The following is a 13,564-nucleotide window of genomic DNA, read 5'->3' as shown; positions in this document are numbered from 1 at the left end:
CCCTGAACGGCCTGTCCGGAAGCCTGTGCGGGCTCGGTCGTGCGTGGCGCCACGCCGAATACACCCAACTCCTGCCGCCATTCATAGGAAAGCAACTGCACGGCCTGTGAGAGGTTGAGCGAGCCGTAGTCCGGGTTGGTGGGGATGCTCAGCACGGCGTGGCACCGGTACACGTCCTCGTTCGCCATACCGTAGCGCTCGCTGCCGAACACGAAGGCGACCTTGTGCGCCTCCGGTGCCTGCGCCAGTGCGGCCAATCCCTCACGCGGCGACAACGTGGGCGGGCCGAAGTCCCGCGGCGTCATGGCCGTGGCCAGTGCACAGGTCACACCTTCCAGCGCCTCGGCCAGCGTGTCGACGACGCGGGCCCGCGCCAGGATGTCGGCCGCCCCGCTGGCCATGGCCACCGTCTCTTCCTGAATCAGCACATCGCTGAAGCGCGGGCGCACCAGCATCAGTTCCGAGAAGCCCATCACCTTCATCGCGCGGGCCGTGGCACCCACGTTGCCGGGGTGGCTGGTGCCGATCAGCACGAAGCGCGTGGGATCGGGGAGGCGGGGGGCAGTGGCGTCGGTGCTCATCGGGTCCCGAAAGTTGGTGCAAAAAAGACAGCGCTTGGCTAGAATGCGCGATTCTCGCTCGTTCTTTGATCACTGCTGCTGCCTGTCTGCGACGCGCTTGCGCCGTGGGTTCATGTGAACCCGCTGCCGGACGCCGTGCGTGGCCCGCGCCCGATGCCCGTCCGGACCTTGCTTGCCGGGGCGGTGGGTGCCCGCCGTGCCCCGCGTCCCCCGTCGCCCAACGTTGAAACGCTCACATCCATGTCTCAAGCCCTGCACCCCATGCTCAACATCGCCATCAAAGCTGCACGCGCAGCCGGGGCGATCATCAACCGGGCGTCGCTCGACATCGAGCGCCTCACCGTGACGGCCAAGTCGCACAACGACTTCGTCACCGAGGTGGACAAGGCAGCAGAAGACGCGATCATCGCAACCATCCTCGAGGCCTATCCGGGTCACGGCATCCTGGCCGAAGAGTCGGGCCGCGAGCACGGCGCACGCCACAGCGACTACGTCTGGATCATCGATCCGCTCGACGGCACCACGAACTTCATCCACGGCTTCCCGGTCTACGCGGTCTCGATCGCACTGTCCTTCCGCGGCCAGGTCCAGCAGGCGGTGGTCTATGACCCGGCCCGCAACGACCTGTTCTACGCGTCCAAGGGCAAGGGCGCGTACATGAACGACCGCCGCATCCGCGTCTCGAAGCGCACCCGCATGCTCGAGTGCCTGATCGGCACGGGCTTTCCCTTCCGCAAGGGCGACAACTTCCAGCGCTACCTCAAAATGTTCGAAGAGGTGATGGTGCAGTGCGCCGGCGTGCGTCGCCCGGGTGCTGCCGCGCTTGACCTGTGCTACGTGGCCGCCGGCTTCTACGACGGCTTCTTTGAGACCGGCCTGAGCCCCTGGGACATCGCCGCCGGTTCGCTGATGATCACCGAGGCCGGCGGCCTGGTGGGCAACTTCACCGGCGAGCCCGACTTCCTCTACCAGCGTGAAATCGTGGCCGGCAACCCGCGTATCTACGGCCAGCTGGTCAAGACCCTGGCACCGTACACCCGCGTGATCACGGAAGACGCCAAGGCCGACGCCGCGCTGGATGCCGACGAAGGCGAAAGCGACCCCGAAGACGACGCCCTGATCCAGCAGCTGCAGGCCGCCGAAGACGCCGCCCAGGCAGAGAAGGTGGCGCAGCAGCCGGCCGAGGTCGAGAAGCCCCAGCGCAAGCGCATCACCGCCGCCGCCAAGGCCCAGGAAGACCGCGACGCCGCTGAGCGCGAGCCCAAGCGCCCCGGCCGCCCGGCCCGCCGCGACGACGCACCGTTCTGATGCGGGGCTGAGCGCACCCTCGCGCTCGGCCTGATTTCAACGCCGATCTGGCGACCCCGAGTCCTTGCAGCCGATGTCCGGAGCCCCCGTGCCGCCCACCGCGACCGCCACCGACTTCAGCGCTCACACGCCCATGATGGCGCAGTACCTGCGCATCAAGGCCGAGCATCCCGACACCCTCGTGTTCTACCGCATGGGGGATTTCTACGAGCTCTTCTACGACGACGCCCGCAAGGCCAACCGGCTGATCGACATCACGCTGACGGTGCGGGGCCAGTCGGCCGGCGAGCCGGTGGTGATGGCCGGCGTGCCCGTGCATGCGGTCGAGACCTACCTGGCCAAGCTGATCCGCCTGGGCGAGTCAGTGGCGATTGCCGAGCAGGTGGGCGAGGTCGGTGCCACCAAGGGCCCGGTCGAGCGCAAGGTGGTGCGCGTGGTCACCCCCGGCACGTTGACCGACACCGAGCTGCTGTCCGAGCGCTCTGACGCGCTGCTGCTGGCCGTGGTGATGGACAAGCGCGGCCGCCATGCCGAGCACGCCGTGCCCTGCGGCCTGGCCTGGCTGGGTCTGTCCAGCGGCAAGCTGGGCCTGACCGAATGCACCGAGCGCGAGCTCGCCGGCTGGCTGGCCCGCCTGCAACCGGCTGAAATCCTGTTCGACCGCGAGCGCGTGCCGCCCACGCTGCAGCCCATGCTGTCGCAGGGCGGCCGTGGCACCGCGCTCACCAGCCGGCCCACCTGGCAGTTCGATGCCGGCCTGGGCCTGCGCAAGCTGTGCGAACAACTGCAGGTGGGCCACCTGCAAAGCTGGGGCGCGCAAGAGATGCCGCTGGCGCACAGCGCCGCCGCCGCGCTGCTGAGCTTTGCCGAACACACACAGGGCAGGGCGCTGTCGCACGTGGCCACGCTCGAGGTACCGCGCACCAGCGAGCTGCTCGACCTGCCGCCCGCCACCCTGCGCAACCTCGAACTGGTGCAGACGCTGCGTGGCGAAGATTCGCCCACGCTGCTGTCGCTGATCGACACCTGCCGCACCGGCATGGGCAGCCGCGCGCTGCGCCAGTGGCTCACGCAGCCGCTGCGCGACCGGGCCGTGGCCCGCGCCCGGCTCGATGCCATTGCCACGCTGCTGGCGCCGCCGCACCACGAGCAGGGCCACGAAGCCCTGCGCGAGGCCCTGCGCCAGATGAGCGACGTCGAGCGCATCAATGCCCGCATCGCGCTGCGCCAGGTGCGCCCGCGCGAGCTGGCCGGCCTGCGCGACACGCTGTTGGGCCTGCCTGCGCTGCGTGAGCGCGTGCCCGAAGGCGCGCCCTTGCTGGCGCAACTTGCCACGGCGCTGCAGCCCGATCCGGCCATCGCCGAGCGGCTGCAGGCCATGCTGATGGAAACGCCCGCCGTGCTGTTGCGCGACGGTGGCGTGATCGCGACCGGCTTCGATGCCGACCTCGACGAGCTGCGGGCCATCTCCGAGAACTGCGACGCCTTCCTGCTCGAACTCGAGGCCCGCGAGCGCGCCCGCACCGGCATCTCCAACCTGCGCGTGCAGTTCAACAAGGTGCACGGCTTCTACATCGAGGTCACGCAAAGCCATGCCGACAAGGTGCCGCTCGACTACCAGCGCCGCCAGACGCTCAAGAACGCCGAGCGCTTCATCACACCCGAACTCAAGGCCTTCGAAGACAAGGCCCTGTCGGCGCAGGACCGTGCGCTGGCCCGCGAGAAGGCGCTGTATGACGCGCTGATCGACTTCCTGCAGCAGCACATCGCCGTGCTGGGCGCGCTGGCCCGGGCGCTGTCGACGCTGGATGCGCTGGCGGCTTTGGCCGAGCGCGCCCAGACGCTGGGCTGGGCCCGCCCCGAGTTCTGCAACCACCCGTGCATCGAGATCGAGAAGGGGCGCCACCCTGTGGTCGAGGCGCGCCTGATGGAGACGACCGGCACGGCCTTCATCCCGAATGACTGCCGCTTCGACGCCAACCGTCGCATGATGATCATCACTGGCCCGAACATGGGCGGTAAGTCGACCTTCATGCGGCAGGTGGCGCTGATCGTGTTGCTCGCGTCGATGGGGTCTTACGTGCCGGCGGCCGCATGCCGACTGGGCCCGATCGACGCCATCCACACCCGCATCGGCGCGGCCGATGACCTGGCCAACGCCCAGTCCACCTTCATGATGGAGATGACCGAAGCCGCCGCCATCGTCCACACCGCCACCGAGCATTCGCTCGTGCTGATGGACGAGATCGGCCGGGGCACCTCCACGTTCGACGGCCTGTCGCTGGCCGGTGCGATTGCCAGCCACCTGCACGACAAGAACAAGGCCTTCACGCTGTTCGCCACGCACTATTTCGAGCTGACCGCGCTGCCCGAAAAGCACCCGCGCGCGCTCAACGTGCACGTCGGCGTCGCCGAGTCGGGCGACGACATCGTCTTCCTGCACGAACTGCAGCACGGCCCCGCCAGCCGCAGCTACGGCGTGCAGGTGGCGCGCCTGGCCGGCATGCCGCACACCCTGATCCGCCAGGCCCGCGCCACGCTGGAATCGCTCGAAGCCCAGCAACGCCAGCACGAACAGCAGATCGACCTGTTTGCCGCGGCCGACGCGGGCGGTTTCGATGCCGATGCGGTGGCCGCCCAGGGTGCCGCGCTGGCCAGCCCGGCCGGCGAAACCCTGAGCCCGGCGGAAGCGCAGGCCCTGACCTTGCTTGCCGGCATCGACCCCGATACCCTGACTCCTCGTGAGGCGCTGGACGCGCTCTACAAACTCAAAGCGGTGTTTTCATCATGACCTACTGTGTTGCCATGCGGCTCAACGCCGGTCTTGTGTTCCTGTCCGACTCGCGCACCAACGCGGGCATGGACCAGATCAGCACGTTCCGCAAGATGTCGGTCTACGAAAAGCCGGGTGACCGCGTGCTCGTGCTGATGACGGCCGGCAACCTGGCCATCACCCAAGCGGTGAAGCAACTGCTGGGCAACGAGACCATCGAAGGCTCTGACGGCGAACCGGTCACCATCTGGACAGCCAAGAGCCTGTTCGACGTGGCCCGCATCGTGGGCAGCGCCGTGCGCAAGGTCCACGCGCGGGATGCCGATGCCCTCAAGAAGCACGGTATCGACTTCAACTGCAACCTGACCATCGGCGGGCAGATCAAGGGCGAGACCATGCGCCTGTTCAACGTCTATGCGGCCGGCAACTTCGTCGAGGCCGGCATCGACGGCGTCTGCTATTTCCAGATCGGTGAATCGAAGTACGGCAAGCCGGTGATCGACCGCGTGGTCACGCCCAACACCCCGCTGGAAGAGGCGGCCAAGTGCGCGCTGATCTCGATGGATTCGACGCTGAAATCCAACCTGTCGGTGGGGTTGCCACTCGACCTCATGGTCTACGAAGCAGACAGCCTGCAGGTCGACAAGCTGATCCACATCGACGAGTCGAACGCCTACTTCCGCATGATCCGCAGCAGCTGGGGGCAGCGCCTGCGCCAGGTGTTCGACTCCATCCCTGACCCGACCTGGAATGGCGACCAACCCGATCTGGCCGCCAACGTGGTGCCTCAGCACCAGGCGATGAACCCGCTGAGCAAGATCAACGCGCCTCAGGGTTGAGGCTCACGCCGGCGTGGCGTTCCGGTCGGTGGCCGGCGCGCTGCTGGCCTGCCGATCGAGCTCGGCGATGCAGGCGGCCATCTCGGCGTGGCAGCGCTCCATGAGGGCGGGCACGTCGTCCGCGCCTAGCTCTTCGGTCGAGATGGGCGGCAAGGCCTTGAGGATCACGTCGCCGCTGTGCCAGCGATTCAGGCGCATCTGCCGGACATAGTTGTTGCTGCAGATCGGAATGATCGGCACGCCCGCATTGATGGCCAACTGGAAGGCGCCTTTCTTGAATGGCCCCAGCCCGCGCCCGTGGCTGCGCGTACCTTCAGCAAAGATCCAGATCGAGATGTCGCGCGCATGCAGCGTGTCGTTCAGTTGCGTCATGGCCTGGCGGGCGCGAACGGCATTGCCCCGCTGGATCAGCACATTGCCGGCCAGCCAGTACAGCTGACCGAACAGCGGCAGCCACTTCAGGCTCTGCTTGCCCAGGCTCACGGTGCGGTGCGGCACGACCTGCCCGAACACGAACAGGTCGTGGTTTGACAGATGGTTGGCCACGATGACAGCCGGGCGAGGCTGGTCTGCCACAACGCTTGGATCCAGGCGCACACGCAGCCCCAGGATGCGCAGGGCGGGCAGGGCGTACAACCGCGCACACAGGGGTGTGTTCTCGGGGTTGAACGGACGCAGAATGCAGACAGTCAAGCCAGCGAGTGTGGCCACGATGAAGTGCACGCTCAGCAGCAGCATGCGCAGGGCAAACAGCACAGGGTCTCCAGGGCGCCAGGCGGTAAGGGCGCATCGGACGATTATCCGACGTCCGCAAGGGGGGGCTCCACCGTGGTGCACGCGGGCAGAGCGCGGCCCCGTCCGCGCCCGGTGGCGCGCCGAACCACCTATAATGCCGCTTTACCACCGCAGCGTTCGCATACCGTGCGAGCGCTTCTGCGCACATGACCAAGTTTGTCTTCGTCACCGGCGGTGTGGTGTCCTCACTCGGTAAGGGCATCGCCGCTGCGTCTTTGGCTGCCATCCTCGAATCGCGCGGCCTCACCGTCACCCTCATCAAGCTCGACCCGTACATCAACGTCGACCCGGGCACCATGTCGCCCATGCAGCACGGTGAGGTCTTCGTCACCGACGACGGCGCGGAAACCGACCTCGACCTGGGCCACTACGAGCGCTTCATCACCACGCGGATGAAGAAGGCCAACAACTTCACGACCGGGCAGATCTACAAGTCCGTGCTCGAGAAGGAACGCCGTGGTGACTACCTGGGCAAGACCGTGCAGGTCATCCCCCACATCACCAACGAGATCCAGGAGTTCGTGCGCCGTGGTGCGGGTGTCGGCACGCCCGAAGCGGTTGACGTGGCCATCGTGGAAATCGGCGGCACCGTGGGTGACATCGAGTCGCTGCCCTTCATGGAGGCGGCCCGTCAGATGAGCCTCAAGCAGGGTCCGGCCAGCACCGCCTTCGTGCACCTCACCTACGTGCCCTTCATCGCGGCCGCCGGCGAGCTCAAGACCAAGCCCACTCAGCACACCGTGCAGAAGCTGCGCGAAATCGGTATCCAGCCCGATGCGCTGCTGTGCCGCGCTGACCGCGCGATTCCGGCCGACGAACGCGAGAAGATCTCACTGTTCACCAACGTGCCCGAGTCCGGCGTGATCTCGGTGTGGGATGCCGACACCATCTACAAGGTGCCGCGCATGCTGCACGAGCAGCACCTGGACGACCTGATTTGCGCCAAGCTGCAGCTGCAGACCAGGCCGGCCGACCTGTCGCGCTGGGACAACCTCGTCAACGAGGTCGAGAACCCCAAGCACACCGTCACCATCGCCATGTGCGGCAAGTACACCGAGCTGTCGGATTCGTACAAGTCGCTCAACGAGGCGTTGCGCCACGCCGGCATCCACAACCATGCCCGCGTCAACATCGAGTACGTCGATTCCGAAACGCTGACGCCCGACACCGCCAGCACGCTGGAGCAGTACGACGCCATCCTGGTGCCGGGCGGCTTTGGCAAGCGTGGTGTGGAAGGCAAGATCATCGCGGCCCAGTACGCCCGTGAGCACGGCATTCCCTACCTGGGCATCTGCCTGGGCATGCAGGTGGCCACCATCGAATACGCCCGCCACAAGGCCGGCCTGACCGATGCCAACTCCACCGAATTCGAGCCGAACACGCCGCACCCGGTGATCGCCCTGATCGACGAGTGGCTGGATGCCGACGGCACAGTGCAGAAGCGCGATGCCAACTCCGACCTCGGCGGCACGATGCGCCTGGGTGCGCAGAGCTCGGACGTGATGCCCGGCACGCTGGCCCACCAGATCTACGGCCCGGTCGTGACCGAGCGCCATCGCCACCGCTACGAGGCCAACGAGCGTTACCTCGACAAGCTGCGTGAAGCGGGTCTCGTGATCTCGGCCATCACCCAGCGCGAGAAGCTCACCGAAATGGTGGAGTTGCCGCAGTCGGTGCACCCCTGGTACGTGGGCGTGCAGTTCCACCCCGAGTTCAAATCGACGCCCTGGGACGGCCACCCGCTGTTCAAGAGCTACGTCAAGGCCGCGCTGGACCACCAGGCTGCCGTCAAGAAGGCCTGATCCGGGCCCGAGGACCTCACCATGAAACTCTGCGGCTTCGACGTCGGCCTCCAACATCCTTTCTTCCTGATCGCCGGCCCCTGCGTGGTCGAGTCCGAGCAGCTGCAGATGGACACCGCCGGCACGCTGAAGGAAATCACCTCGGCGCTGGGCATTCCGTTCATCTTCAAGTCGAGCTACGACAAGGCCAACCGCTCGTCCGGTTCGTCCTTCCGGGGCCCGGGCATGGACAAGGGCCTGGAAATCCTGGCCAAGGTGCGCAGCACGCTGAACGTGCCCATCCTGACCGACGTGCACACCGAAGTCGAGATCCCCACGGTGGCCTCGGTAGTCGACGTGCTGCAGACGCCGGCCTTCCTGTGCCGCCAGACCGACTTCATCCGCGCTGTTGCCCAGTGCGGCAAGCCGGTGAACATCAAGAAGGGTCAGTTCCTGGCCCCTGGCGACATGAAGAACGTCATCGACAAGGCCCGCGCCGCCGCGCGCGAAAAAGGCCTGAACGACGACAACTTCATGGCCTGCGAACGCGGCGTCAGCTTCGGCTACAACAACCTGGTCTCGGACATGCGTTCGCTGGCCATCATGCGTGACACCGGCGCCCCGGTCGTGTTCGACGCCACCCACAGCGTGCAGCTGCCTGGCGGGCAGGGCACCAGCTCGGGCGGCCAGCGCGAGTTCGTGCCCGTGCTGTCGCGTGCGGCCGTGGCAGTCGGCATCTCCGGCTTGTTCATGGAAACGCACCCCGATCCATCTTGCGCCCTGAGCGACGGCCCGAACGCAGTGCCGCTCAAGCACATGAAGGCCCTGCTGGAGACCCTGGTCGAGCTTGACCGCATCACCAAGAAGAACGGCTTCCTCGAAGCCGACTTCTCGGCCTGATCCGGTCCTTCGAGCGGGAAGGGCCCGCCCGGATGGGGGTCATCGCCTCCACGCCGGGCCATTCCAGGTCGGTTAACCTCAGCGAGTTTGGCTGCGCCTGGCCATCACATCACCAACACTTTCATTTTTCTTGAGGATACCCAGATGAGCGCCATCGTTGACATCATCGGCCGCGAGATCATCGACAGCCGAGGCAACCCCACCGTCGAATGCGACGTGCTGCTGGAAAGCGGCGTCATGGGCCGTGCCGCCGTGCCGTCGGGTGCATCGACCGGCTCGCGCGAGGCGATCGAGCTGCGTGATGGCGACAAGAGCCGCTACCTGGGCAAGGGCGTGCTGAAGGCCGTCGAGCACATCAACACCGAAATCTCGGAAGCCGTGCTGGGCCTGGACGCCTCCGAGCAGGCCTTCCTGGACAAGACCCTGATCGACCTCGACGGCACCGAGAACAAGGGCCGCCTGGGCGCCAACGCCATGCTGGCCGTGTCGATGGCCGTGGCCCGCGCCGCCGCTGAAGAAGCCGGCCTGCCGCTGTACCGCTACTTCGGCGGCATGGGTGCCGTGCAGCTGCCCGTGCCGATGATGAACGTCATCAACGGTGGCGCGCATGCCAACAACAACCTCGACCTGCAGGAATTCATGATCCTGCCGGTGGGCGCCCCCACGTTCCGTGAAGCCCTGCGCTACGGCGCCGAGGTCTTCCACGCCCTCAAGAAGATCCTGCACGACAAGCACATCAGCACCGCTGTGGGCGACGAAGGCGGTTTCGCTCCCTCCGTGGCCAGCCACGAGGAAGCGATCCAGCTGATCCTGCAGGCCATCGAAGCCGCTGGTTACGTGGCCGGCGAGCAGATCGCCCTGGGTCTGGACTGCGCCGCTTCCGAGTTCTACAAGGACGGTAAGTACCATCTGGAAGGCGAAGGCCTGGTGCTGACCGCCGAGCAGTGGACCGACATGCTGGCCACCTGGTGCGACAAGTACCCGATCATCTCGATCGAAGACGGCATGCACGAAGGCGACTGGGCCGGCTGGGCGCACCTGACGGAACGCCTGGGCAAGAAGGTGCAACTGGTGGGTGACGACCTGTTCGTCACCAACACCAAGATCCTGAAGGAAGGCATCGAGAAGGGCATCGCCAACTCCATCCTCATCAAGATCAACCAGATCGGCACCCTGACCGAGACGTTTGCCGCCATCGAGATGGCCAAGCGCGCTGGCTACACCGCCGTGATCTCGCACCGCTCGGGCGAAACCGAAGACAACACCATCGCCGACATCGCCGTGGGCCTGAACGCCGGTCAGATCAAGACCGGTTCGATGAGCCGTTCGGACCGCATGGCCAAGTACAACCAGCTGCTGCGCATTGAGGAAGACCTCGGCAACGTGGCCGTGTACCCGGGCCGCAGCGCGTTCTACAACCTGCGCTGATCGGTGGCCTTCCGGCGTGACGTGGTCACGCCGGTCCGGCACAACCCGCAAGGGCTCCAGCACGGGGCCCTTTTTCTTGCGCTGGACACGATCTGTTAAGCTTTCGCTATGCGTTTTGCAGCCGTCTTTCTTCTTGTCTGCCTGGCCGTCGTGCATGCCGAGCTGTGGTTCGGCAAGGGCGGTGTGCCGCGCGTGTCGGCCCTGCGTGCCGAGCTGCGCGTGCAGCAGAAGGCCAACGCCCAGGCCACGGCGCGCAACGAGCAGCTGGCGGCCGAGGTGCGTGATCTCCAGGAGGGCCTGGAGATGGTGGAAGAAAAGGCGCGAACCGAGTTGGGCATGGTGAAGCCGGACGAGATCTACGTGCAGCTGACTTCGCAACTGCCTCAGATCACCGAGCCCCCGCCCGCGCCGGCCGCGCCCTGATCCTCCTCGCGCTCGTTCATGACCGCCCCCTTGTCGCTGGCCGACAGCCTGGTCTGGCTCGACCCGTGGCTGGCGCCCTGGTTCACCGCCTGGGGTGTGCCTGCCAGTCGCCTGGAGGCCTTGGCCTTTGTACTGTCTCTCGTCATGGTCGGCCTCAACCTACGCGTGCATGTGACCGCCTGGCCGCTGGCCATCGTCAGCTCGGCACTGTATGGGCTGTTGTTTGCACGCTCACGTCTGTATGGCGAGGCAAGCCTCCAACTGGTGTTCATCGGCTTGTCCGCATGGGGCTGGTGGCGTTGGTGGCGTGATCCGGCGCAAGCCGATGCGGGTGCCGGTGTGCGCGGCCTGACTGCGGTGCAGCGGTGGCGGGCGGCCGCAGCAGGTCTCGCGCTGTGGCCGGTGATCGGTCTGATGCTGAAACACGCCACCGACTCCGATGTGGCCTTCGCCGACGCGTTCCCCACCGCGCTCAGCCTGCTCGGGCAGTGGCTGCTGGCGCGCAAGCTGGTCGAGAACTGGCCATGCTGGCTGGTGGTCAACCTCGTCAGCATGGCGCTGTTCGCCCACAAGGGGCTCTGGCTCACGGTGATCCTGTACGGGCTTTTCTCCGTGCTGTCGGTGTGGGGCTGGCGTGCCTGGCATCAACGCCTTCAGGAGGCGCGCGCATGAGCGGCCTGGTGGTGGCTCTGGTGGGTGCGGAAAGCACCGGCAAGACCACGCTTGCGCGCGAACTGGCGCAACGCTTGGGCGCAGCCGGCCGCGATGCAGTCGTGGTGCCGGAGTACCTGCGCTCGTGGTGTGAGGCCGAGGGCCGCACGCCGGCGCCGCATGAACAACGCGCCATCGCCGAGCGGCAGACCGCGCACATCCGCGAAGCCGCTGCATGCCATGAGCTTGTGCTGGCCGACACGACGGCCCTGATGACCGCGGTCTACAGCCACCACCTGTTCGATGACCAGAGCCTGTACGCGGTCGCCGACGAGGCCCACTCCGAGGTGGCCCTGACGCTGCTGACCGGACTCGATCTAGCCTGGGTGGCCGATGGCCTGCAGCGCGACGGCGCCCACGTGCGCGAACCCGTCGACACCCTGGTGCGCCAGGCGCTGGGGCGCATGCAGGCGGCGTATGCCGTGGTCACGGGGCAGGGTGAAGCCCGTACGGCGCTGGCACTCAGCCTCATCGAGCACGAGCTGGAACGGCCCCGCAGGCAGGCCGAGCAGTCACTGCGCCCTCGGTGGCGTTGGGTGTGCGCCGACTGCGACGACGGCGAGTGCGAGCAGCACTGGCTACCCCGGCCGGCACCATGACCACCACGGCGCCGTTGCCCATTCTGTGGCGCGACGAACACCTTGTGGCGGTACACAAGCCACCAGGCTGGCTGGTGCACCGCACCGGGCTGGATGCCGACGAGTCCCGTGTGGTGCTGCAGGCCTTGCGCGACCAGATCGGGCAGCGCGTTTATCCGGTGCATCGGCTGGACAAGGGCACGTCGGGCGTGCTGCTGATGGCCCTGAGCGCCGAGGTGGCGGGTCGGCTGGGCGGCGCGTGGCATGAAGGCACCGTGCGCAAGGTGTATGTGGCCATGGTGCGGGGTTGGGCGCCCGAAGCCACCACGGTGGACCATCCGCTCGTGCCCGACGAGTCTCCCGAGGGTACCCCGGCGCAGCCCGCCCGCACGCACATCCGCCGCCTCGCCCGGCTCAGCCTCCCGATTCCGGTCGACCGCTACGACACCACGCGCGTCAGCCTGGTTCAGGCCGAGCCGGAAACCGGAAGGCGCCATCAGATCCGCCGCCACCTCAAGTACCTGTCGCACCCTTTGATCGGCGATGCCACGCATGGCAAGGGCGCGCACAACCGCTGGTGGGCCGAACGTCTGGGCGTGCAACGCCTGTGGCTGCACGCCGCGGAGCTTGCGCTGAGCCACCCGGTGACCGGGCTGCCGATGCGCTTTGAGTCGCCCTGGCATCCGGATCATCCGGATGCGGAGGTGCTGAACCCCGATTGGGCAGCGCTGATCGGCCGGGAAGCGTGGCAGTGGCGTGCTTGAGCGCCCCGCAAAGGCTTACTGAAGGCTGCCGGAGCTCGGCGGTGATTCGGCCCCGCCCGTGAACAGCGCGGCGGCGTCCACCGGATCGAAGATGTAGTGCATGCCGCAGAAGTCGCAGCCGATGTCGACCTGACCCTGCTCGGCCAGGATGCTCTCTACTTCATCGACACCCAGGCTGCGCAGCATGTTGGACACCTTCTCGCGCGAGCAGGTGCAGGCAAAGCGCGGGCCGGTGGGGCCGGCCTGCGGCTCGAAGCGGCGCAGGTCTTCTTCCCAGAACAGGCGACGCAGGATGGTGTCCACGTCCAGCGTCAGCAGCTCCTCCTGCTTCAGCGTGGCCGCCAGGTGCGCGATGCGGTTGAAGTGTTCGTTGAGGCCAATCTCGTCCTCGTTGCGCTGCGTGCCCGCCAGGTTGCCTTCACCCTCCACGGGCAGGCGCTGGATGAGCAGGCCTGCGGCCACTTCGTCGTTGGCGGCCAGTACCAGGCGCGTGTCGAGCTGTTCGGACTGCAGCATGTAATGCGCCAGCACGTCGCTCAGCTGGTGCAGCGGCTCGCCGGCATCACCATGCAAGGGCACGATGCCCTGGTAGGGCTGCTGGCCGGGCAGGCGGTCCTTGGGGTCGAGGGTGATGGCGCAGCGGCCGCCTCCGCCCACGTTGACCATCACCTCCAGCGGCAGGT

Annotated in this window: 13 protein-coding genes; 10 read left to right on the top strand and 3 right to left on the bottom strand. The window is 66.9% G+C overall.

Annotated features, from left to right (window positions below):
- Nucleotides 1–581 (bottom strand): RNA methyltransferase (locus tag Q0Z44_RS17100; protein ID WP_298015014.1); only part of this gene is annotated, 581 nt, incomplete at its 3' end.
- 240 nt (nucleotides 582–821) lie between these two features.
- Here Q0Z44_RS17100 and Q0Z44_RS17095 point away from each other — a divergent pair.
- The 3 genes from Q0Z44_RS17095 to Q0Z44_RS17085 all read left to right on the top strand — a co-directional run bounded on the left by Q0Z44_RS17095 (nucleotide 822) and on the right by Q0Z44_RS17085 (nucleotide 5,501).
- Entirely contained in the window at nucleotides 822–1,889 is a 1,068-nt protein-coding gene (locus Q0Z44_RS17095; protein ID WP_298015012.1) for an inositol monophosphatase family protein, read from the top strand.
- A gap of 73 nt (nucleotides 1,890–1,962) precedes the next feature.
- Entirely contained in the window at nucleotides 1,963–4,680 is a 2,718-nt protein-coding gene (gene mutS, locus Q0Z44_RS17090) for a DNA mismatch repair protein MutS (RefSeq protein ID WP_298015010.1), read from the top strand.
- Nucleotides 4,677–5,501, top strand: coding sequence for a proteasome-type protease (locus Q0Z44_RS17085; RefSeq protein WP_298015008.1), 825 nt, complete (start codon nucleotides 4,677–4,679; stop codon nucleotides 5,499–5,501). Before mutS ends, Q0Z44_RS17085 begins: the two co-directional genes overlap by 4 nt.
- 3 nt (nucleotides 5,502–5,504) lie before the next feature.
- Here Q0Z44_RS17085 and Q0Z44_RS17080 read toward each other — a convergent pair whose 3' ends face one another.
- On the bottom strand, nucleotides 5,505–6,257 hold the full coding sequence (locus Q0Z44_RS17080; RefSeq protein WP_298015006.1) for a 1-acylglycerol-3-phosphate O-acyltransferase: 753 nt from the start codon (nucleotides 6,255–6,257) through the stop codon (nucleotides 5,505–5,507).
- A gap of 185 nt (nucleotides 6,258–6,442) precedes the next feature.
- Here Q0Z44_RS17080 and Q0Z44_RS17075 point away from each other — a divergent pair, with 185 nt between their 5' ends.
- The 7 genes from Q0Z44_RS17075 to Q0Z44_RS17045 all read left to right on the top strand — a co-directional run bounded on the left by Q0Z44_RS17075 (nucleotide 6,443) and on the right by Q0Z44_RS17045 (nucleotide 12,881).
- The gene (locus Q0Z44_RS17075) at nucleotides 6,443–8,098 is read left to right on the top strand and encodes a CTP synthase (protein WP_298015004.1); all 1,656 of its coding nucleotides are present in this window, start codon (nucleotides 6,443–6,445) and stop codon (nucleotides 8,096–8,098) included.
- A gap of 21 nt (nucleotides 8,099–8,119) precedes the next feature.
- Nucleotides 8,120–8,977, top strand: coding sequence for a 3-deoxy-8-phosphooctulonate synthase (gene kdsA, locus Q0Z44_RS17070; protein ID WP_298015002.1), 858 nt, complete (start codon nucleotides 8,120–8,122; stop codon nucleotides 8,975–8,977).
- A 144-nt stretch (nucleotides 8,978–9,121) separates the two neighbouring features.
- Nucleotides 9,122–10,405, top strand: coding sequence for a phosphopyruvate hydratase (eno, locus tag Q0Z44_RS17065; protein ID WP_298015000.1), 1,284 nt, complete (start codon nucleotides 9,122–9,124; stop codon nucleotides 10,403–10,405).
- Nucleotides 10,406–10,513: 108 nt separating this feature from the next.
- The gene (gene ftsB / locus Q0Z44_RS17060; protein WP_298014998.1) at nucleotides 10,514–10,828 is read left to right on the top strand and encodes a cell division protein FtsB; all 315 of its coding nucleotides are present in this window, start codon (nucleotides 10,514–10,516) and stop codon (nucleotides 10,826–10,828) included.
- Nucleotides 10,829–10,846: 18 nt separating this feature from the next.
- Nucleotides 10,847–11,500, top strand: coding sequence for a nicotinamide riboside transporter PnuC (pnuC, locus tag Q0Z44_RS17055; protein WP_298014996.1), 654 nt, complete (start codon nucleotides 10,847–10,849; stop codon nucleotides 11,498–11,500).
- Entirely contained in the window at nucleotides 11,497–12,138 is a 642-nt protein-coding gene (locus Q0Z44_RS17050; RefSeq protein WP_298014994.1) for an ATP-binding protein, read from the top strand. Before pnuC ends, Q0Z44_RS17050 begins: the two co-directional genes overlap by 4 nt.
- Nucleotides 12,135–12,881: a pseudouridine synthase gene (locus tag Q0Z44_RS17045; protein WP_298014992.1), complete on the top strand. Its 747-nt coding sequence runs from the start codon at nucleotides 12,135–12,137 to the stop codon at nucleotides 12,879–12,881. The genes Q0Z44_RS17050 and Q0Z44_RS17045 overlap by 4 nt, the downstream gene beginning before the upstream one ends.
- A 15-nt stretch (nucleotides 12,882–12,896) precedes the next feature.
- Here the strand turns inward: Q0Z44_RS17045 and Q0Z44_RS17040 are convergent.
- Nucleotides 12,897–13,564 (bottom strand): Hsp33 family molecular chaperone HslO (locus Q0Z44_RS17040; protein WP_298014990.1); only part of this gene is annotated, 668 nt, incomplete at its 5' end.

The organism is uncultured Aquabacterium sp. (assembly GCF_947366995.1).
In the GTDB taxonomy this organism is placed as follows: domain Bacteria; phylum Pseudomonadota; class Gammaproteobacteria; order Burkholderiales; family Burkholderiaceae_C; genus Aquabacterium.
This window is presented reverse-complemented; position numbering and strand designations above follow the sequence as displayed.

Bases quoted from the DNA above. Each gene is read 5' to 3' on its own strand.
- pnuC (WP_298014996.1), top strand. From the start codon at position 10,847: ATGACCGCCCCCTTGTCGCTGGCCGACAGCCTGGTCTGGCTCGACCCG.
- kdsA (WP_298015002.1), top strand. From the start codon at position 8,120: ATGAAACTCTGCGGCTTCGACGTCGGCCTCCAACATCCTTTCTTCCTG.
- mutS (WP_298015010.1), top strand. From the start codon at position 1,963: ATGTCCGGAGCCCCCGTGCCGCCCACCGCGACCGCCACCGACTTCAGC.
- Q0Z44_RS17075 (WP_298015004.1), top strand. From the start codon at position 6,443: ATGACCAAGTTTGTCTTCGTCACCGGCGGTGTGGTGTCCTCACTCGGT.
- ftsB (WP_298014998.1), top strand. From the start codon at position 10,514: ATGCGTTTTGCAGCCGTCTTTCTTCTTGTCTGCCTGGCCGTCGTGCAT.
- eno (WP_298015000.1), top strand. From the start codon at position 9,122: ATGAGCGCCATCGTTGACATCATCGGCCGCGAGATCATCGACAGCCGA.
- Q0Z44_RS17050 (WP_298014994.1), top strand. From the start codon at position 11,497: ATGAGCGGCCTGGTGGTGGCTCTGGTGGGTGCGGAAAGCACCGGCAAG.
- Q0Z44_RS17095 (WP_298015012.1), top strand. From the start codon at position 822: ATGTCTCAAGCCCTGCACCCCATGCTCAACATCGCCATCAAAGCTGCA.
- Q0Z44_RS17085 (WP_298015008.1), top strand. From the start codon at position 4,677: ATGACCTACTGTGTTGCCATGCGGCTCAACGCCGGTCTTGTGTTCCTG.
- Q0Z44_RS17045 (WP_298014992.1), top strand. From the start codon at position 12,135: ATGACCACCACGGCGCCGTTGCCCATTCTGTGGCGCGACGAACACCTT.